This is a genomic window from Streptomyces sp. NPDC048718 (genome assembly GCF_043198875.1).
Lineage (GTDB): Bacteria > Actinomycetota > Actinomycetes > Streptomycetales > Streptomycetaceae > Streptomyces.
The window spans coordinates 232,631-251,462 of the sequence record NZ_JBICVG010000013.1 but is presented as its reverse complement, the minus strand read 5'-3'; the positions used below and the strand labels follow the sequence as shown (position 1 = coordinate 251,462).

The window sequence follows — 18,832 nt, the reverse complement described above, 5'->3', positions numbered from 1 at the left end:
CCCCCCCCCCCCCCCCCCCCCCCCCCCCCCCCCCCCCCCCCCCCCCCCCCCCCCCCCCCCCCCCCCCCCCCCCCCCCCCCCCCCCCCCCCCCCACTTCCTCGTCAGACCGCCGCGGAGACCTCCACGCGGCCGAGGACGGTCGTGCCGTCCGCCGCGAGGAGCTGTTTGCGATAGGCGCCGGTCGTGTGGTCCCGCTCGCACGGTCCGACGGCGCCCTCCGTCCCTGCGTGGATGTCGCCGAAGCCGGTGACCTGGAGGCCCAGGACCTTGAGCCGGACCGGCTGGGCGGTGTCCGTGAAGGGATCCGGACCGAGGCCCGCGAGGTGCCGGGCCACCACCGTGGCCATCCGCAGCCCGGGGGCCGGCAGCCCGTGACAGCGGCCCTGGACGGCGGCGCACTCGCCGATCGCCCGGATCCACTCGTCGTCCGGTTGCGGCCGCCGAAGCGGATGACCGCGGAACTGTACGGGAGCCGGATGACGGCTCCGACCAGGGCGGGGGTGACGGCCAGGAGGAACTTCTCGTCGGGCGTGAACGGCGGCCCGATACGGGGCGACATGAAGAACGCGGACCGTCCACATGCTCCAGACGGAGAATCCGATGTGTTCGGAGGCGATGGAGAGGACGAGATCGCGGTGGGTGGTGCGTTTGCCCTCCGTCTCCCAGAAGCGTTCGTCTTCCAGGTGCCTGTGCTCGATCCAGTGGCTGGTTCCGCGACGGGCTGATCGCTGCGGCATGTCCCCCCGCTTTCGTCGGCGGAAGGGCGCGAAGTGGGGTGAAACAGGGGGCTGCCATGGTGCCGTTACCGAAAAGTGATGCTGCCAAGTGTCCGGGGAGGGCGTGAACGAAGCGATCCAGGATCTGTCACGTCGTGGGACACGCCTTTCTCTTGTCCGTATGGCCGGTCCCGCCCCTTCGGCGCCGGCTGCCCACTGGCGCGGAAGATCCCCCGAAGTGGCCGGAAGAGGGCGTACGGGCCGGGCGGGACGGGGCGGGCCGGGTCGTCGCAGGTGGCGACCGGGGCTTCGGGAGCACGGTCGGGAGACGGGCACATTCGGCGCGGGGCGCCCTCGCGCGGTCCGGGCCCGCCTCGGAGCAGGAGATGCTAGGAGCGGAACGACAAGAACGACAGAGCAGGAGACTCCATGGTCAAGCAGGTGCACCGGCCTCGGGAAGACGCGGAGTTCGATTTCCTCCTCGGCATGAGCCAGGCCCCGGTCCTCGCGTACTTCATCGGGACCTGGCCCAAGGCGATCGAGCCCTGCCGGACGATGGACCTCGTCGTGGGTGGCATCGCCGACCAGTACACGGGGCGCCTGATGGTCGTCCGTACCGACATCACACGCTGTCCGGCCGCCACCCAGCGGTACGGGATCACCTCGGCCCCGTCCTGGGTCCTGCTGAGGAAGGGGGAGGCGGTGGCGCACGGCTCGGGCCTCATGACCAGCGCCGCGATGCGGGAGCTCCTGGACGCCCACCTCTGAGCGGCTGCCGCGGCAGGCGTCGAGGCCGACGCCTCGGCCGTCCCCCGGACGACGGCCGGACGACGGCCGGGCCGATCCCCGAGGAGGCGCCGCTTTGATCCGGGGGCGAGACACTAAGGTGCGTTATCGCGGTTGAAAAATCCCTTCCGAGGTCTTTTGCGTCTCATGGCGGAGTGTCCTCATGCCTCATGCCCCCGCGACCGGCGGCGGAACGAAAGACGCCACGCTGGAACGCCGCGGCCTCGAACCCGTGCCCGACGCCGAGCGGACCGGCCGGGTCCGTGAACTGTTCCCCACCTGGGTCGCGGCCAACATCAGCGTGCTGCTGCTCACCCTGGGCGCCGGCCTGGTCGTGTTCAACGGTCTGAACTTCTGGCAGGTGCTGCTGGTGGCGGTGGCCGCGCCCGTCGTCGCGTACGGAATCGTCGGCCTGATCTCGCTGGCCGGCAAGCGGGGCGGCGCGCCCGGCATGGCGCTGTCACGGGCGGTGTTCGGGCAGCGGGGGAACCTCTTCCCCGGTGCGCTGATCTGGGTGGCGCGCTGGGGCTGGGAGACGATCAACGCGGTGACCGGCGCCTACGCCGTGCTCACCGTGCTGCATCTGCTCTTCGGCGTGCGGTCGAACACCCTGCTCGTCGTGGTGACCCTGGTCGCCTTCGTCACCTGCACCTTTCTGGTGTCGGGGCTCGGGAACAAGGCGCTGCGGGTATGCAGCACCTGGTCGACGTTCCTGTTCGGCGCGTTCACGGTGCTGGTGCTGGTCTACCTGGTGGCGAACACCGACTGGTCGGCGGTCTTCGCCAGGCCGGCCGGTTCGACGGCGCTGCTGGTCGCGGGCATCGGTGTGATCGCCGCGGGCGGCATCAGCTGGGTGCCCTCGGGACCGGACTTCACCCGCTACCTGCCGCAGACGGCCTCGTCGAAGGCCCTGGTCGCCACGACGATCGCCGGCGCGGGCATCGTGGTGCTGCCGATGGTGCTGATGGGTGCGGTGATGGCGGTGGAGACGCCGAGCCTGGCCTCGGCTCACGACCCGGTGTCGTTCATCGGCGAGCTGCTGCCGTTGTGGATGTCGGTGCCCTACCTGCTGATCGCGCTGATCGGCATGCTGCTGATCAACTCGATGTCGATGTACTCGGCCGGGTTCACCGCGCAGACGCTGGGCATCCGGGTGTCACGGGCCGCGGCGGTGAGCGTGAACGCGGTGATCAGCCTGGTCCTCGGTTTTCTGCTGATGGTGGTGGCGAGCAGCTTCATCGGCTCGTTCGTCTCGTTCCTGACACTGCTGGCGGTGGCCTTCTCCGCGTGGATCGGCGTCTTCGGAGTGGACATGCTGACCCGGCGTACGTACGACCCGGTGGCACTGATGGACACCGGCCACACCAGCGCCTACTGGTACCGGGGCGGTTTCGCGTGGCAGGCGATGACGGCGTGGGGCGTGGCACTGGCCGTGGGGCTGCTGTTCACGAGGGTCGAATGGTTCGCGGGACCGCTGGCCTCGGCCTGGCCCGGGCGGCACGGGCTCGGCTGGGCGGTGACGATCGTGACGGCCGGGGTGCTGTACGCGGTACTGCCGCGCGAGCGGGCGTCCGCCGAAAACGGATGACCCCCGCTCACCCCCGCTCTCCTGGGGCCGCGACGTCCGCTGATCGCCCTGCGCCTCGCCGAGTCCCTCGTCCCGTGGCGTCAGGCGGTCGCCCAGTCCCCGCAGCCCCATTCGGCTCCGGGGACGGACACCCTGTCGATCACGGCGGCCCCTCGGCTCCCGAGCACAGGGCGGGCCGTGGATCCGAGGTCGGGACAGGACGGCCGTCCGCGACAATACCGCCACCCCTCCCGGATCTCGGCAGGTCGGCGCGGGTTGTGACGGGGCTTCAGCGGGACGGTCGGGGGCTCGGAGCCGAACCACCCTGTGGGGCCCACGATGTGGCGGGCCGTCGCTCTCTCGCCCGAGGTGGCCGTGGTGTCCCGGGACCGGAGCCCGCGCTGCTGCGGTACCGGCGGCGGCCGGACGAGAGCACCGCCGCGTTCACCGCCAGCGTGTCGTCCCCGGATGAGGCCGATGAGCGGCTCCCGCGCCCGGACCCCGACGCGACGCCTCCGAACTCGCCGTCGGCACCCGGGTGTTCCTCGCGATGGCGCACGCGGTCGCCGGGGCCCGCGGGGGCCTCGGGCACCGTCTACCGGCGTTCCCCGGAGCCGGTGACGCCGCGGAGAGCCTGGTCCGTGTGACCGCCGGCGATCTGATCGCCGAGCTCGCCGGCCCCTCCGCACCGACGCGCGCACTGCCGCCGTCCTGACGGGGCGGGAGGGGCGGGGCGTCGCACCGGCGCCGGCGGCGGCGTCACGGGAGTCAGGCGACGAGGCCGAGCCGTGGACCGCCCCGGTCGCGCAGTCGTCTGAAGAAGGCCAGCACGCCCGCGGAGCCGCCGGCCCAGGTGGCACTCGGCCGGGCGAGACCGGTGTCCGGGAACACCGGCCGGGGCCAGGTGCCGCCGCTGCGGCTCAGGATGAGCAGGGCGACGGTCTCGGCCGCTTCCCAGAACTCCTCGGACCCGGACGCCTCCGCGACGTCCACCATCAGCTCGCCCGCCCCGGCCAGTCCGCAGCACTGCGTGACCAGCGGCATTCGTGGGGTCAGTGCGGCGCAAGCCCGCGCGGCCCGCTGGGCGAGGTCGAGGTGGATAGGATCGTCGAGGAGTTCGGCGGACTGGACGAGTACGGTCCCGATGCCGGCCAGGCCCCGGCACCACGAGCCGTAGCGGCGGGTCGCCCCCGGCTCGGCCGCCGCCGCGATGATGGCCGGTGTCACGGCGGCCAGGTGCGCGGCGGCCTTCTCGGCACGGCCGACCGCGTCCGGGTCCCCGGTCGCACCACCGTACGCGAGCAGAAAGCAGAGGACGCCCGCCTCACCGTGCGCGATGCCCTCGCGGAGTGCGGCGCTGCCGGCTATGTCCGAACCGTTCGGGCCGGCCGGGCCGGTCGGGGTCAGTCGGGCGGTGCCCGACGCCAGCATCCGGTCGCAGTCGGCGGCGACGGCGAGATGCCGGTTCGCGGCTCGCCGGTGACCGGAGTCGAGAGCGTGTCGGGCGAGCAGCAGCCGGCCGAGGCCGACGCCGGCGGCGCCCGCGATCAGGTCCGCCTCCGGTGGTCCGCCGTCCGGTGCGCGGTCCGGCACGGCGGGGTGCCCGGACCACGTGTCCACGTCCACGTCCAGCCCCTCCCCTGTCCTCGGCCCCGTTCCCGGCCTCGGCCCCGGCCCGTTCTCCGACTCCGCCTGCGCGAGAAAGAGTTCGACGCCGGTGCGCCCCGTGTACAAGCCGGCCGACAGGTTCCTGGACTGTTCCGCCGTCCACCGCGCCAATGCCGTCACCGTCGCGCGCACATCGGGCCGGTGCGCGTGGTGGAGGAGTTCCAGTCCGAGTCCCGAGCTGCCACCGTAGACGTCGATGGAGGTGGGGACGTTCAGCCGTGCGGCCCGTTCCGGGTCCACGATCGCCCGCGCCTCGCCGACGCAGAACGCGGTCGTGTGCTCGATGATCTCGTCCAGCAGATCGCCGTCGATCCGGGGGCGCGCGGGCTGGTACGTGGACCGGGGCTTGGGCACGTGCGTGGTCGCGGCGGTGCCGGTGCGCAGGCGGTCGGCGGCGGCCGTCCGTACGGCCGGGTCGAAGCTCAGCAGACCGGTGACCGACGACCGGATCTCCCGGTGGGCGCGCCCTGGCAGCGCCCATTCCAGGCAGGTCAGGGTCCGGTCCCGGTTGACCCCGTGGTCGGTGTCGACGATCACCGGGTCCATGCCGGTGGCGGCGAAGAAGAGGGTCGCGCCGAGGGCGTAGTGGTCGTCGGCGGGGTCGGCGGGTCCGGTCGCGGGCAGAAGCGGCCGGCTGTATCCGGGAGTCGCGCCTCCCGGCCCGGCGCCGTTCCACTCACTGATCCCGAAGTCGATCACATGGCAGTGGCCGGGGCCGGAGGCGTCGAGCACGACGTTGTCGGGCTTGAGGTCGCGGACGACCACGTTCCGGCCGTGGACCGCGTCCAGGACGCGCAGGAGCCGGGAAGCGAGGGCGGACAGGGCGCGCGCCGGCCGGATGTCGTCGTCCCGGAAGGGGCCGTTGCGCAGCACCTCCCTGCGCAGGTCGCGGTCGCCGCAGCTGGTCATCACCAGGTACTCGTCCGTCCGGTGGGCGAAGTAGTCCAGCGCGCGGGGCACGCCCATGACGCCGTCGAGCGCGGTGAGGACCGTGCGTTCGTTGCGCAGCCGGTGGCGGGCGTCCGTACCGGATTCGTCCTCGCCCACGAAGGCTCTCGCCTGTTTGACCACCACCGGCCGGCCGAGCGTGCGGTCGACCGCGCGGTAGACGTTGCCCCGGCAAGACCGCGCGATGCCGGCGGTGACCGTATAGCGTCCGCCCGCGAAGCCGGGCGCGGGCGGCTGGGCACCGTGCCCGGAGCCGGTCGTGAAAGGGTCCTCGGCCCAGGGCGGGCACCGGTAGCGGCTGACGGCCAGGCCGTCGAAGATCCGGCCGTCCGGCCCGGTCATGACGGATTCGAGCCGCCCGCTCCGGCCGGTCCGGTAGTCGCCCGTGAAAGGGCCGTAGCGGTAGTAGACCGGGGACCTCGGATCGACCCGCCGGTCGCTGACGACCCGCGGACCCTCCCTGTCGCGCAGCACGGCGGCGAGTTCCCGGCCCACCTCGGCCACTGTGCCGGCCAGGGGGTAGACGGTGATCGCCTTGCCCACGGCTCCGTCGCTCACCACCCCGGAGTTGAGGCGGCGCAGCGTCTCCGGGTCACGGGCGAACTTCGCGTGGCAGACGTGCCGGGACAGCACCGGCAGGGCGAGCCCGATCACCGCGTCGAGGTCGCCGGGGCGTGCCGAGACATGCAGTTTCCAGCCGTGCTCCATCGCCGGCATCCGCGGATCGTTCAGATACGACCACGTGTCGTCGGACCAGCCGTCCCGGCCGGCGATGGACACGGCCACCGTTACGAGTTCAGGTCGCAGGCGAAGCGGGTGGTGGCGGTCACCCAGGGGTCGGAGAGGCACGCCGTGTACTCGCGGTCACCACGGTCGTCGTCCTCGAACGCGATCGCCTCGTCGTCGATCTCCAGCGGACCCGCGTCGCGGAATCCTTCGGCTTCCAGCAGATCCGGCACGGCTACGGGCATGTGACGCCTCCAGGGTTTGTCGTGCGCTGAGGAGCAGACAATGGCCGACGTGGCCGATGGACCCGCCGGGCCAAGGACTCGCTGCACAAAAGTTAGGGAGGGGCGCTCCCGCTGACAAGAGGCCGGATGACATTGCTTGGCGGCGGTCGCACCGGCCGGCGTCGGCGTCGCGAGCGCCGGCGGTGGCGGTGGCGCCGGCGGTGGCGGCGGCGGTGGCGGCGGCGGCGGCGGCGGCGGCGGCGGCGGCGGCGGCGAGAATCTCGCGGACGCGCTCCAGCCGCCGTCACGTGTGGCCGCCCGGTCCGGGTGGCGTCGGCCTGGTCGCACTCGAGGTAGCCAGGGGTGTCCGGGCCGGTGGAGTAGATGTCGCCCGGCCACATCCAGGCGCTGGTGTTTCCGCGCCTGTCCGGAGGCAGGGCGTTGAAGTCGCCACCGATCACCATGTGAGGGAAGGTGCCGGCGAGGGCCTTGATCTCGGCCAACTGGTCGTCGCGATAGTCCCAGTCGGGGTGGTCGGGGTTGGATCCCAGGCGGGCGAGGTGGGCATTGCACACGGGCCGCCTTCGGTGCCGCGACAGGGGGCAGCCCCGCGGCACCTGTGCCCGGCCGACACGGTCCCTCCCCTCTCGCGTCACCGTCAGGACAAGGCGCGGGCGGACGGAAAGGCCCCCTGGCCGCGGCCGCGCGGATCACCGGCGTCTTGGCCGACATCCGTACCAGCGGGGGCCTTTGTGCCCTACGGGTGGCCTCATCGAGCCGTAGTGACGTCACTTGTCGAGGGGCTTGGAAGGTGCCCGGATCCACGGTCGGGTGATGGTGACGAGTTTGCGAGGCACGGGTGCTCCGGCCATGGCAGCATCCAGATACTCCTGGTGAAAGGTCCTGGTCACGCCGCAGGTGTCGAGCGTCGAGCTGCACGCGGCAATCCGGCGTGACCGTCACGGCCTCAATCCCGGCAGGTTACGTGGAAGCACTCATCGAGCGAGGCCCTGGACCGAAGGGCCGTACAAGACAGGTGACCGATATGCGCACTGAGGCCGCCAAGCGGGTCGAGCTGGTCTTCTCCCTCTTCGACGCCAACGGCAACGGAGTCATCGACTCCGGCGACTTCGACCTCATGACGGAACGTGTTCTGGAGGCGGCGGTCGCCTCGGACGCCGGCGCCAAGGAGGCCATCCGGACCGCGTTCCGCCGCTACTGGACGACGCTGGCCACCGAACTGGACGCCAACGGCGACGGTGTGATCACCCTGGACGAGTTCCGCCCCTTCGTGCTCGACCCCAAGCGTTTCGGCCCCACGGTCACCGAGTTCGCCGAGGCGCTCTCCGCACTCGGCGACCCGGACGCGGACGGCCTGATCGAGCGCCCGCTCTTTCTGTCGCTGATGACGGCCATCGGCTTCGAGGAGGCCAACATCGACGCGCTCTTCGACGCTTTCGGCCCGGATGGCGAGGATCGCATCACCGTGACCGCGTGGGCCGTCGGCATCGAGGAGTACTACGCACCGGACCTGGCCGGGATTCCCGGCGACCGGCTGGTGGGCGCCCCGGCCGTCTGACAGGCCCGGTAGCCGATATCCGGGGCCGTAGCCATGACGTCCGCCAGGCCGGCGGTGTCCCGGCGGACGTCACGGCCCGGCAGGCGTCACGGCCCGGCAGGCGTCACGGCCCGGGCTTGTGCGCGAAGACCCACCGGTTCCCTTCCAGGGCGTCGTTCGGCTCGGGAAGGGGACCGCGTCCGTGCCGGCGGGCGAAGTCGAAGGGCGTGCGCATCACCGTGGACCAGCCCTTGGCCGTCAGGTGCCCCGCCGAGTCGGGGCGCGGTCCCAGGTCGAAGAGGCCGAGCAGGTCGATGCCGATCCGGTCCCGCGTCGCCGAGTAGATCGAGCTGTCGCGGTACGCGAGCAGGTCCTTCTCCAGTTTGGCCTCGAAGGCCAGGGCGCTGCCGCCGGTGGTCAGCCGGTCCACCGTGTCGACGAGGTACGTCTCGGCAGGGCTCGGCAGGTAGAAGAGCAGCCCCTCGGCCAGCCAGACGCTCGGTACGGCCGGGTCGAAGCCGATGGAGGTCAGCGCGGTGGCCCAGTCCCCGCGCAGGTCGACGGGTACGGGCACGCGCCTCGTCCTCGGAGCGGCCGCCAGGTCCGTGAGCACCCGCTGCTTGAAGGCCAGCACGCCCGCCCTGTCGACCTCGAAGACCACGCAGTCGGACGGCAGGTCAAGGCGGAAGGCACGCGTGTCCAGCCCCGCGCCCAGCAGGACCACTTGACGGACACCCCCGTGGACCGACCCGAGGACGAAGTCGTCGAGGACCCGGGTCCGCAGCCCGAAGTAGCGGGCGAACCTGCCCCACAGCGGGTCGTCGTCGCCTTCCGGGACCTGCTCGATGCGTACGGGCCAGTCCGCGCACGCCGGAGCCGCGCGTACGAAGTGTTCGGCGTGGACGTCCCGGGCGAGGCTGTCGTGACGGTGGGTCTCGATCGCCCGGGCCGCGGCGACCAGAAGGGCGGTCAGCCCCACCCCACCGTCCACGCCTTCCGCGTCGTCCTGCCGGCTCCCGGCGTCGGCCTGGCTCCCTCGGGTGGCGGGCTGGGGAGAGTCCACAAGGGCAAAGGTCTCGCTCATCTGTCCCTTCTTTCCGGTAGCAGGACGGGTTTGACCACACGGCCGGCGTCGCAGTCGCGTTCGGCCTCGTTGATGTCGCCCAGCGGGTAGGTGCGGATCAGCTGATCGAAGGGGAAGAGCCCGGCCTGCCACAGGCCGGTCAGCCGAGGTATCAACAGTCCTGGTACCGCGTCGCCTTCGCAGATGTGGCGAATGCCGCGGCCCCGGTCGAGCGTGCCGGGTTCGAGCGGTAGCGGGCCGTGCAGGCGCGCCACGAGGCCGAGGGTGCCGGTGGGGCGCAGCGCGTGGAGCGCGTCGTTGACGAGCGGGGCCGAGGCCGTGGTGTCCAGGGCGTACTGCGCCCCGCCGTCGGTCAGCCGGCGGATCCGCTCGGGCAGTCCGTGCGATCCGGCGGGCAGCGGGGTCGCTCCGAACCGTTCGGCAAGCTCCAGCCGCCGAGGGTGCCGGTCCACGGCCACGGTCCGCAGGCCGGCGGCGGTGGCCGCCATCACGGCGGCCAGGCCGACCGCTCCCGCGCCGAGAACCGCGAGGGTGTCGCCGGGTCGTGCGGCGAAGGTGTTCAGTACGGCTCCGGCACCGGTGAGGAATCCGCAGCCGAGTGGCCCGAGCAGTTCGAGCGGAAGGGCGGGGTCGACCCGGACGGCGTTGCGGGCCGGGACGAGCGCGTACGCGGCGAAGGAGGACTGGCCGAACCACCGGGGAGCCAGTGCCTTCCCGGACGCGTCGACGAGTCGCGATGGTTCCTCCTGGCGCCCGCCGAAGAGGTTGAGGGAGGCGAAGGAGTCGCAGTAGGCGGGGGCGGCGGCCAGGCAGTTCCGGCAGTGTCCGCAGGAGTCGAAGCTCAGCACGACGTGGTCGCCGATGCCGGGGGCGGGACCGATGCCTGGGCCGGTGCCTGGGCCGTCTCCCGTCGCCACCACGACCCCGGCGCCCTCGTGACCGAGGACGGCCGGCAGCGGGCTGCGGCCTGCCGATCGCCGTACCGCGAGGTCCGTACGGCACATCCCGGCACCCGCGATCTCGACCAGGATCTCGCCGGGGCCGGGCTCCGCGCGCAGTGCCACCTCCTCGACCGTGAACGGGTCCTCGTACGAACGCAGCACGGCCGCCTTGAATGTGGTGGTCACACCTCCACCTCCGGTGGCCGGTGGACGACGAACGGCCGGAGGTTTCCGTAGAGGCCCCACGGGCCGCCCGCGACGCCGACTCCGCTGTCCTTGACGCCCGCGAAGGGCTGGGCCAGGGAGAGTTCGGCGTGGTGGTTGATCCACGCCGTACCGCATTCGAGCCGTTTGGCCACGGCCTCGGCGCGGTCGAGGTCGGTTCCCCAAACGGAGCCGCCCAGTCCGTAGCCGGTGCCGTTGGCCGCCTCGACGGCCTCGTCCAGGTTCTGGTACAGCAGTACCGGCAGGACCGGTCCGAACTGTTCCCCGGTCACCACCCGGCTGTCGGGCGGGACATCGGTGAGGATCGTGGGAGCGAAGAAGAAACCCGCTCCGTCGAGCCGGTGGCCGCCGGCCGCGGCCCGGGCACCGGCCGCCAGGGCCTGTCGTGTGACCCGCGCGACCCGGCCCAGCTGGGGAGCGTTGCTGACCGGTCCGATGCGGGTGCCCGGGTCGAGTCCGGACCCGACCGCGACGCTCTTCGCGCGCTGGGCGAGGGCTTCGACGACCTCGGCGTGGATCCGGGCCGGGGCATAGACGCGCTTGACTGCCATGCAGACCTGTCCGCAGTTGCGGAACGCGGCCCAGAACAGGCGGTCCGCGATCCGGTCCACGTCCACGTCGTCGAGGAGGACGGCGGCGTCGTTGCCGCCCAGTTCCAGGGTGACCCGGGCGAGCGTGGCCGACGCGGCCCCGGCCACGGCCCGGCCGGTGGGCACCGAGCCGGTGAAGGTGACGTGGCGAATGCCCGGGTGGGCCGCCAGCCGGGCGCCGAGGGGTTCGCGGCCGGTGACGACGGTCAGGACGCCCTCGGGCAGGACGGCGGCGAGGACGGAGCCGAGCAACCGGGTGGCGAGCGGAGTGTGGGGCGAGGGTTTGAGGACCACGGCGTTGCCGGCCGCGAACGCGGGCGCGAACTTCGCCGCCGCGAGCTGGAGCGGAAAGTTCCACGGAACGATCGCGGCGACCGGTCCGACGGGCCGCCAGGTGACCTCGCTGCGCATGGGCCGGCCGTCGTCGAGCCGGCGGGTGCGGGGCGCCAGGTCGGCGAAGTAGCGCAAGCGCGCCGCCGTACGGGCGACTTCGGCGTACGACTCGGCCAGAGGCTTGCCCTGTTCCCGTGTGAGCAGCCGGGCGAGGTCGTCGTCGGCCGTCTCGACGGCGTCGGCGCAGGCGCGCAGGGCGACGGCGCGGGCGGCGGGGTCGGCGCGCCAGCCGTGCCAGGCCCGCTGGGCCCGGGCGATCACCTGGTCCAACTCCTCCGGCCGCTGGTCGGGGGCTTCGTCGAAGGCCTCTCCGGTGGCCGGGTCGACGACGGCGAGTCGGGCGGCACGATGCCCGGGGGCGTGAGGGGATCGCGGTGTCGGCATCCCGGAGGTCAGTTCACGGCCGGGGCGCCGACGCCATGCTGTCGGGCCTGCCGCTCCATCTCGGCCCGGAAGCCGGCGATCAGGTGCGGCTGGATCCTTCCGGCATCGCGGTCACCGCCCGCGCAGACCGCTCCCCGCACGCCCACGATGTCGGTGCCGATGCGGGTCAGCGGGCCGATGTCGGCCTGCTTGACGCTGCCCGCGAGGGCGGCGAGCAGACCGGAGGCGTGGGCGCGCCGGACGAACTCGGCGCAGGCGTCGGGCGGGACGTGATCGAAGAGCCGGGTGCCGTCCTTGATGGCCGTGTCCAGCATGGCCGCGTCGGCACCGGCGCGGGCGGCGATGTCGGGCAGGGCGAGCGGGTTGACGCAGCCGATGCGGTGGGCGTCGGCGTAGCCCGACGCGACGACGAGCGCCTCGGGCCGGTGGTCCTTCACCGCGCGGACGACCGCCCGCATGACCTCGACGCCCTGCGCGTGCGTCGTGCAGCCGTACAGACCGACCTTGACGTATGTGGCACCGGAGACGACCGCACCGAGCGCGGCCTGCGCCACCGTGCCGGGTTTGTACGGCACGTCCCCCACGGTGGCGGACACCGGCTTGTCCCCCGGCACCACGTCGCGGATCTCCCGGATGACCCAGGGGAAGTTGGCGCCCAGCGAGCCCTCGTCGGGCTTCTTGACATCAACGATGTCGAGGTGTTCCGCGGCTTTCGCACAGTCGAGGGCTTCCTCGACACCGTCCGGGGAGATGAGAAGCAACACCATGAGCTCCTTCCGCCGCATGCCCACCCGACCAAGGCAGGGGGTGCGGATCACCTGGTTCATGTGCGGTGCGCTCATCCTTTCCGTCGCCCGGGGGCGACAGTAGGGCGCACGGAGCTTCCTGGGGTCGCACGACGGCGCGCTCGTGACGCGCCGTGCGCCGGCCGCCCGCCGGCGGACGCCGCTGCCTGCCAACCCGCTCCCCTGTGCGCACTTGCGCGCTCCGGCGCCCCTGTCCGCCCAGTCCCCGGCCGCCGTGGGCGGACGATCCCGCGGGGCGCACGGCGAGGAGAATTCCATGCACCATGACCCCCGTTTCTGAAGCGGCGAAAAGGAGAAGGAGGAATGGGTCAGGTTGCCGGTATGTCCGATGTGGTGGGCTCGCCGAATTCGACTGGATTCGCCGTGGCGCTCTCATCAGGTTCGGCATCCGGCGCGTGCAGATTCCGTACGGCCGGGACCATCAGTACGACGGAATTGGCAATAACCTGCCAGCCGGCCCCGATGGCCGGCGCCAGGCCGACGCTGGTGGATTCGACCCACTGGCCGGCGAGGGCGAGCCCGACCGGTCCCGCCGAATAGGCGCCGATGGTCACGTACGACATCACCCGGGACAGGCTGTCCGCAGGGACATGCCGCTGAATCCTCGTCGTCCAGAGGCTGTTGAACACCCCGCTCGACACACCGGCCGCGAGTGCCGCAGCGCACACCGACCACAGCGGGGCGCGGACCACGAGGCCCGCCGAGGGCTCCGCCCTCAGTAAGGTGATCAGGGTGACGACCAGCGGACGGGACGGCCGCCAGCCGAGCACGAGCAGGCGCCGAGCAAGGAACCTCCGCCGAAAGTGCCGACGATCAAGCCCCATGCTCGGGGTCCGATGCCGCTTTCGCGGCAGCCCCCGGGCGGCCGCTCCGCTCCGATGGGCGGCGGGACACTCGGCGTCGGGGTGCGTGCCCGCGGTGTACCGGCGCCGCGTCGGCAGGATGTCGGTCGTACCGCGAGGGTGTCGGTGATTCGTCAGAGAACTGTCGGTGTCCGCCGGGACTGTTGATGCCGGGTTGCCCAAGGGAGCAACCGCAGCCGCCGTCAACAGCAAGGAGCCCAGTGACCATGCCGTCCACCCCGCCCTGGAACGTCCGACGCCTGCCGGAGGCCGTCGGCCGCGTCTTCCTGGTCACCGGCGGCAACGCCGGCATCGGGTACTTCGTCGCCGAGCAGTTGTCGGCAACTGGAGCCACCATCGTGCTCGGCAGCCGGAACCCCGCCAGGGCGGACGTCGCCACGGCCTCGATCCGTGCGCGGGTGCCCGGTGCGCGGGTGCGGGCCGTGCGGCTGGACCTCGCCGACCTCTCGTCGCTCGAAACAGTGGTCGAATCGCTGGAGTTCGGACGCCTTGACGCGGTGGTCCACAACGCCGGCGTCGCGCTCGACGACCCGCCGCGCCGGGAGACCAGGGATGGTCATGAACTCATGTTCGGCACGAATCATCTGGGGCACTTCGTCCTGACCCAGCGGCTGATGCCCCTGCTGTCGGCGGCGCCCGCGGCCCGCGTGGTGACCATGGGAAGCTTCGCGGCGAAGTCCGAACGCCTCGACCTGGACGACTTGCAGTCCCGGAAGGACTACCGGCCCAAGCGCGCCTATGGACGCTCCAAGCTGGCCCAGATGTACTTCGGCCTCGAACTCGATCGCCGTCTGCGCGCGGCCGGCAGCACGGTGGCGAGCGTGGTGGTCCATCCCGGAGGCGCGCTGGACTCCCTCACCCCGTCGCGGCCGCCGGTCCATGTGCGAACCACCGGCGCACGGCTGGGCGCCGCACCCGCGGCCCTCCTCGTCCAGGGCAAGCACGCCGGTGCGTGGCCCGCGGTCCGGGCGGTGCTCGACCCGGCCGTATGCGGGGGTCAGTTGTGGGGGCCGCACCTCTTCGGCCTGCGGGGCCGGCCTCGACGGGAAGCGGTCTGGAACCACCTGGCCGACCGCTCCGTCGCGGCACGATTGTGGGAGGCAAGCCGCGATCTGACCGGCACCACCCTCGACCCCGTCTCCGGGTAGCTCGGACACACCGGTGATGCCCGGCGGACGGCCGAACAGAGCCGGGGGCGTCAGCCGGCTCGCGGAGCCGCTCGCGCCCGGCGCGCCGCCCGGCGGTCCGGTCGACGACCCGGCACCGGCCGCCCGCGCAGCGGGGTGTGAGCAGGCGGGGCAAAGGACGTTCCGGGGCGAGACCCCTTCTCGGCCATCCGGACGAGGGCGGGCTCGAACGCCGGCAGCACATCCACCTGATGCCGGCGGCCGCCGGGTGGCACACGCCGACGCCGTGGCGGTCCTTATGATCGTCGGCAGGCCGCTGTCCTGCGGCGCCCGGCTCTGACCAGGGTCTCGACCCCTGACGGCCGGTTTTCCTCGGGAGGGGATCTCGACCATGCGACTGACCGGTGTACGACGGCGGGGCGTACGGCTCGCGCTCGCGGGAGCGCTCGCGGCTGTGCTGCTGCCCGTCACCTCGGCCCAGGCGGAGGCACCGGAGCCGCGGACATACACCGTCTGGCAGTGGAATGTGGCGGGCCACACCCTCCACAAAGGCTCCACCACGGACGGACTGATCCCCCAGGCGGCCTCCTCGATCGTCGACCGGGGCGTCGACCTCGCCGCCTTCAACGAGCTGTGCCAGGGCCAGTACAGCGCGCTGGTGGCCGAGCTGCGGGCCAAGGGCTGGCCCCAGGACCCGCAGAACTTCGCCCGCTTCGAGCCGTCCCGTCCGGCCGGGAACCCCTCGGTGTGCGGCGGTGACGCCTTCGGCAACGCGGTGTTCACCAAGGTGGCGCCGGGCGGCGCCGCCCGCTTCGCGCTGCCGGACGACGGCACCGCCGAGAAGCGGAACATGTTGTGCGTGCCGCTCAGCGACGGCACGCCGACCCGCTTCTGTACGACGCACATCACCACCAGCCAGGCCTTCAACGTGGCTCAGCTGGAGTTCGTACGGGAGAAGCTGGAGGACTACCACGCCAAGGGCGAGACCGTCCTGATCGCGGGAGACTTCAACGCCCAGCCGAACTACGGGCGGCTGAACTCCTTCTACGCGCCGAGCGCCGACACCCCGAACAATCCGAACAACACCGGCCGGTACCGGGAGCTCGACGACGCCGACCCCGATCAGTGCCCCGGCTACGGCGAGTGGACGGCCGACGGGACGCCCGGCGTGACCCCGCCGTGCGGCGGGTTCGCCAAGATCGACCTCATCTTCGTCCGGGAGAGCGCTCTGGCTGGTCCGTACAGCGCCGACTCGCTCGGCATCTCGACCGCCTGCACCGGCGTGGCGGCCTGCTCGGACCACCGGATCCTGGTCGGCAAGGTGACCGTCGCCTAGGCAAGCGGGGACGAGGTTGAGGGTCGCATGGCGCACTGACAGTGGGCGCGGGTGCTCGTCCCGTTGGTGGGCATGGCCGGCATAGGACCGCATGGAGGTCCCCCTGGATCGGCAACGGGCTTGTGGTCGACCTTCTGGAGATCACACGGCCTCTACACCCGCCTACGCGTGGACGTTCCGAGGATGCCGTCCTGACAGTGGCGCAGCCGCTCAAGCCAATGACGCCCAGCCAGTCCTCGGCAGCCTTGAACGCGGCCGGACACGCGGACCGCCGTCAGCGCGTCACCTCGCGGCGCACGCCGTCCAGCGAACAAGCATCGCCGGACGGCCTCGTACCACTTACCTACGAGCAGGCCGCCATCGAGACGACCCTCGCCCGTCCGTGCCGGCGACAGGTCGGAATCTTCGCCTGGCGAACCGTCAATAAAGTCAGCGATAGGTCGGCATCGATCCAATTAAGTCCTGTCACACGCTCCCGAGTACGTGACTCGACAGGCCCCCGCCGATTCCGCTGGCCCCTCGACGCCGGAGCACAGGGCGAGCGGGGGTCCGGGCACGACGGCCGCCAGCCGGAGCGCGGCCGTCCAATCACACGTTTACCCAGGTCAGCGCACTCGACCGCGCGGCTTCAACGGGGTCGTCGGCAGGGCCGGAGCAGGAAGTCGGGGGCCGTCGTAGCCGTGCACTTCACCGAACCGGGTTCCCTCCTCCCAGTCCTTTCGCGCCTGTACGATCTCATCACCGGATCGAGCGATGAAGTTCCACCAGATGACCAGGTCCTCCTCGAACGGGGTGCCGCCGAGAAGGACGGCACGGGCTCGTTCGGCGGACTCGTTGACCAGGGTCAGAGTGGTGCGGCCGGTGGCGGCATAACCAAGCTGGGCCGGGCGCAGCAGGGCGCCGTCGAACCGGATGTCCCCCTCGTCGACCAGAAGGCCGTGTTCGAAGGCGGGGTCGACGTCGAAGGTGACGGTGGCCCCGGGGTCGAGGAGGAGTTCGGCGCCGAGCAGCGGGGTGAAGGTGCGGACCGGGGAGGTCTCGCCGGCGAGCGTACCGAGGAAGACCCGCAGTTCCGCACCGTCGACCCGGAAGGACCGCGGGGCGTGGTGCTGGAAGTCGCGCGGGGCGTGCCGGTGCTCGTCCGGGAGGGCCACCCACAGCTGGACGCCGTGCAGGACGGTGGTCTCGGGAGTGGAGACCTCGGAGTGGCTGATGCCGTGACCGCCGGTCATCAGGTTGAGCTCCCCCGGACGCACGAAGGCGTGCACGCCGAGGCTGTCGCGGTGCTCGATCTCTCCGGTGAAGAGCCAGCTCGCGGTCTGGAGCCCGATGTGCGGGTGCGGGGGGACGTCCATGCCGCCGGAGTCGGCCACCCGGTCGGGGCCGTAGTGGTCGGCGAAGCACCAGGCCCCGATGAGGGTCCGGGCCCGCTGCGGCAGCGTACGCCGTACGGTCATGGCACGCGGTCCGCCCAGCGGGACGTCCCGGGGCGTGAGGATCTCGACCTCCGCGTCAGACATGTTCCGGTCCTCTCCACCACTTTGTAGTTTCATTTTCAACAATCATGGACGATGATGGGTCCCCCGGCAACCCGGCGGACCCGCCGAGCAGGAAGGATATGCGGCATGAGCGACATGACGGAGACCGAGGCCACCGCACGGATCCATCTCGACAAGCAGAGCCCCGCGGCGTACCGGGAGCTGGTGCGGACCGCGGCCGCGGTCCGCGAGACGGCCGCCGCGGCGGGCCTGGACCGGGTACTCGTCGAGCTGGTCAATCTCCGTGTCTCGCAGCTGAACGGCTGCGCCTCCTGCCTCGATGTGCACACCCGGGCCGCGCGGCGGGCCGGGGAGACCGACCGGCGGCTCGGCGTGCTCGCCGCCTGGCGGGACACCGAGCTCTTCACCCCGCCCGAGCGCGCGGCCCTCGCCCTGGCCGAGGCCACCACGTACCCGGCGGACGCGCTCGCCCAGGAACGCGCCTACGCCGAGGCCCGCGCGGTCTTCGACGACGACCAGCTATCCGCGGTGCTCTGGGTGGCCGTCACCATCAACGCGTTCAACCGGGTGTCGATCCTCAGCAAGCACCCCGTACGGGACGCCGCCGCGCCGGCCCGCTGAAGCGGCCGGATCCGGGCCCGGGCCTCACTGCGCGGCCCAGTGCGGAGTCGACGCGGACGCGGACAGCCGCCACAGGGCCACGGCGGCCGTGACCAGCAGGGCCAGTGTCACCCCCAGCGCGAGCGGGATCCCGGTCCGCAGGAGCGCGGTGCCGACCAGCGCGCCGAGGAACATCGCCAGGACCGAGAGGATCCGGCGGCCGGGCCGCGGGGCCGCCCCGGCCGCCGCGGCGGAGTCCGCGGCGAGACCGGTGAGGGTCATGGTGAGCACGGTCGTGGTCAGGTCCGGGACCCCGAGCCGCCGGACCACCGCGTTCTGCAGCCCCATGGCGAGGCCCAGCAGCACGATCAGCGGGTACTGGGCGGCGGCGCCCACCCGGTCGTGCGCCGCGAGCGCGACCCCGAGCGCCCCGGCGACCAGGAGTGCCTGGAGGGCCGTCGTGGCGGCGAGCAGCCGTCCCCGGTGCGCCGGACGGCCCGTGCCGAAGCGTCCGCCGGCGGCCGCGCCGGCCAGGAACGCGGCGAGCGCGGAGGCGGAGGCGGGCGCGGACAGTCCCTGGGCGCCCGCGAGCGCGAACCCGAGGAAGACCACATTGCCGGTCATGTTGGCGACGAAGACATGTCCGAGCGCCAGATAGCTCACCGCGTCCACCAGTCCGGTGACCACGGTGAGCCCGAGCATCAGGGGCGGCAGCGGCCCGTGCCGGTCCCCTTTCGGCGGAACCAGGGTGTGGGCAGCGTCGGCCAGCAGCTCGCGCATCCTCGTCCGC

16 protein-coding genes are annotated in these 18,832 nt (G+C 72.3%); 6 read left to right on the top strand and 10 right to left on the bottom strand.

Annotated features, from left to right (window positions below):
- Nucleotides 1–102: 102 nt before the first annotated feature.
- Entirely contained in the window at nt 103–738 is a 636-nt protein-coding gene (locus ACGFRB_RS24730) for a hypothetical protein (RefSeq protein ID WP_393245986.1), read from the bottom strand.
- A 408-nt stretch (nt 739–1,146) separates the two neighbouring features.
- On the opposite strand from ACGFRB_RS24730, the gene ACGFRB_RS24725 reads away from it, so the two are divergent.
- Both ACGFRB_RS24725 and ACGFRB_RS24720 read left to right on the top strand, forming a co-directional pair.
- A complete protein-coding gene (locus tag ACGFRB_RS24725) occupies nt 1,147–1,485 on the top strand; it encodes a thioredoxin family protein (RefSeq protein WP_393245984.1) in 339 nt (112 codons plus the stop codon).
- Nucleotides 1,486–1,666: 181 nt separating this feature from the next.
- A complete protein-coding gene (locus ACGFRB_RS24720; protein ID WP_393245983.1) occupies nt 1,667–3,091 on the top strand; it encodes a purine-cytosine permease family protein in 1,425 nt (474 codons plus the stop codon).
- Nucleotides 3,092–3,838: 747 nt separating this feature from the next.
- Here ACGFRB_RS24720 and lanL read toward each other — a convergent pair.
- Both lanL and ACGFRB_RS24710 read right to left on the bottom strand, forming a co-directional pair.
- Nucleotides 3,839–6,472, bottom strand: coding sequence for a class IV lanthionine synthetase LanL (lanL, locus tag ACGFRB_RS24715; RefSeq protein ID WP_393245981.1), 2,634 nt, complete (start codon nt 6,470–6,472; stop codon nt 3,839–3,841).
- Nucleotides 6,473–6,474: 2 nt separating this feature from the next.
- A complete protein-coding gene (locus ACGFRB_RS24710; RefSeq protein WP_363010786.1) occupies nt 6,475–6,657 on the bottom strand; it encodes an SflA family class IV lanthipeptide in 183 nt (60 codons plus the stop codon).
- Between the two features lie 1,024 nt (nt 6,658–7,681).
- Here ACGFRB_RS24710 and ACGFRB_RS24705 point away from each other — a divergent pair.
- Nucleotides 7,682–8,215 (top strand): EF-hand domain-containing protein, encoded by a 534-nt coding sequence (locus ACGFRB_RS24705; protein ID WP_363010784.1) that lies wholly within the window; start codon nt 7,682–7,684, stop codon nt 8,213–8,215.
- Between the two features lie 103 nt (nt 8,216–8,318).
- Here the strand turns inward: ACGFRB_RS24705 and ACGFRB_RS24700 are convergent, their stop codons facing one another.
- The 5 genes from ACGFRB_RS24700 to ACGFRB_RS24680 all read right to left on the bottom strand — a co-directional run bounded on the left by ACGFRB_RS24700 (nt 8,319) and on the right by ACGFRB_RS24680 (nt 13,441).
- The gene (locus ACGFRB_RS24700) at nt 8,319–9,278 is read right to left on the bottom strand and encodes an SAM-dependent methyltransferase (RefSeq protein ID WP_393245979.1); all 960 of its coding nucleotides are present in this window, start codon (nt 9,276–9,278) and stop codon (nt 8,319–8,321) included.
- The gene (locus ACGFRB_RS24695) at nt 9,275–10,405 is read right to left on the bottom strand and encodes an NAD(P)-dependent alcohol dehydrogenase (protein WP_393245977.1); all 1,131 of its coding nucleotides are present in this window, start codon (nt 10,403–10,405) and stop codon (nt 9,275–9,277) included. The genes ACGFRB_RS24700 and ACGFRB_RS24695 overlap by 4 nt, the downstream gene beginning before the upstream one ends.
- Complete coding sequence (locus ACGFRB_RS24690) at nt 10,402–11,811, bottom strand: aldehyde dehydrogenase family protein (RefSeq protein ID WP_393245975.1); 1,410 nt, start codon at nt 11,809–11,811, stop codon at nt 10,402–10,404. Before ACGFRB_RS24690 ends, ACGFRB_RS24695 begins: the two co-directional genes overlap by 4 nt.
- A gap of 8 nt (nt 11,812–11,819) precedes the next feature.
- Nucleotides 11,820–12,575 carry a (5-formylfuran-3-yl)methyl phosphate synthase gene (locus tag ACGFRB_RS24685; protein ID WP_393246014.1) on the bottom strand — a complete coding sequence of 252 codons (756 nt, stop codon included), beginning with the start codon at nt 12,573–12,575 and terminating at the stop codon, nt 11,820–11,822.
- A gap of 350 nt (nt 12,576–12,925) precedes the next feature.
- A complete protein-coding gene (locus tag ACGFRB_RS24680) occupies nt 12,926–13,441 on the bottom strand; it encodes a hypothetical protein (protein WP_393245973.1) in 516 nt (171 codons plus the stop codon).
- 245 nt (nt 13,442–13,686) lie between these two features.
- Here ACGFRB_RS24680 and ACGFRB_RS24675 point away from each other — a divergent pair, with 245 nt between their 5' ends.
- Both ACGFRB_RS24675 and ACGFRB_RS24670 read left to right on the top strand, forming a co-directional pair.
- Nucleotides 13,687–14,628, top strand: a complete 942-nt coding sequence (locus tag ACGFRB_RS24675) for an SDR family NAD(P)-dependent oxidoreductase (protein WP_393245971.1) — start codon at nt 13,687–13,689, stop codon at nt 14,626–14,628.
- 370 nt (nt 14,629–14,998) lie between these two features.
- A complete protein-coding gene (locus tag ACGFRB_RS24670; protein WP_393245969.1) occupies nt 14,999–15,943 on the top strand; it encodes an endonuclease/exonuclease/phosphatase family protein in 945 nt (314 codons plus the stop codon).
- 605 nt (nt 15,944–16,548) lie between these two features.
- Here ACGFRB_RS24670 and ACGFRB_RS24665 read toward each other — a convergent pair.
- Nucleotides 16,549–17,463: a pirin family protein gene (locus ACGFRB_RS24665; RefSeq protein ID WP_363010770.1), complete on the bottom strand. Its 915-nt coding sequence runs from the start codon at nt 17,461–17,463 to the stop codon at nt 16,549–16,551.
- 105 nt (nt 17,464–17,568) lie between these two features.
- On the opposite strand from ACGFRB_RS24665, the gene ACGFRB_RS24660 reads away from it, so the two are divergent.
- A complete protein-coding gene (locus ACGFRB_RS24660; protein ID WP_363010768.1) occupies nt 17,569–18,063 on the top strand; it encodes a carboxymuconolactone decarboxylase family protein in 495 nt (164 codons plus the stop codon).
- Between the two features lie 24 nt (nt 18,064–18,087).
- Here ACGFRB_RS24660 and ACGFRB_RS24655 read toward each other — a convergent pair whose 3' ends face one another.
- A complete protein-coding gene (locus ACGFRB_RS24655; protein ID WP_393246012.1) occupies nt 18,088–18,822 on the bottom strand; it encodes a YoaK family protein in 735 nt (244 codons plus the stop codon).
- Nucleotides 18,823–18,832: the final 10 nt, after the last annotated feature.

Bases quoted from the DNA above. Each gene is read 5' to 3' on its own strand.
- ACGFRB_RS24670 (WP_393245969.1), top strand. From the start codon at position 14,999: ATGCGACTGACCGGTGTACGACGGCGGGGCGTACGGCTCGCGCTCGCG.
- ACGFRB_RS24730 (WP_393245986.1), bottom strand. From the start codon at position 738: ATGCCGCAGCGATCAGCCCGTCGCGGAACCAGCCACTGGATCGAGCAC.
- ACGFRB_RS24700 (WP_393245979.1), bottom strand. From the start codon at position 9,278: ATGAGCGAGACCTTTGCCCTTGTGGACTCTCCCCAGCCCGCCACCCGA.
- ACGFRB_RS24665 (WP_363010770.1), bottom strand. From the start codon at position 17,463: ATGTCTGACGCGGAGGTCGAGATCCTCACGCCCCGGGACGTCCCGCTG.
- ACGFRB_RS24720 (WP_393245983.1), top strand. From the start codon at position 1,667: ATGCCTCATGCCCCCGCGACCGGCGGCGGAACGAAAGACGCCACGCTG.
- ACGFRB_RS24690 (WP_393245975.1), bottom strand. From the start codon at position 11,811: ATGCCGACACCGCGATCCCCTCACGCCCCCGGGCATCGTGCCGCCCGA.
- ACGFRB_RS24725 (WP_393245984.1), top strand. From the start codon at position 1,147: ATGGTCAAGCAGGTGCACCGGCCTCGGGAAGACGCGGAGTTCGATTTC.
- ACGFRB_RS24705 (WP_363010784.1), top strand. From the start codon at position 7,682: ATGCGCACTGAGGCCGCCAAGCGGGTCGAGCTGGTCTTCTCCCTCTTC.
- ACGFRB_RS24675 (WP_393245971.1), top strand. From the start codon at position 13,687: ATGCCGTCCACCCCGCCCTGGAACGTCCGACGCCTGCCGGAGGCCGTC.
- ACGFRB_RS24710 (WP_363010786.1), bottom strand. From the start codon at position 6,657: ATGCCCGTAGCCGTGCCGGATCTGCTGGAAGCCGAAGGATTCCGCGAC.
- ACGFRB_RS24655 (WP_393246012.1), bottom strand. From the start codon at position 18,822: ATGCGCGAGCTGCTGGCCGACGCTGCCCACACCCTGGTTCCGCCGAAA.
- ACGFRB_RS24680 (WP_393245973.1), bottom strand. From the start codon at position 13,441: ATGGGGCTTGATCGTCGGCACTTTCGGCGGAGGTTCCTTGCTCGGCGC.
- ACGFRB_RS24660 (WP_363010768.1), top strand. From the start codon at position 17,569: ATGAGCGACATGACGGAGACCGAGGCCACCGCACGGATCCATCTCGAC.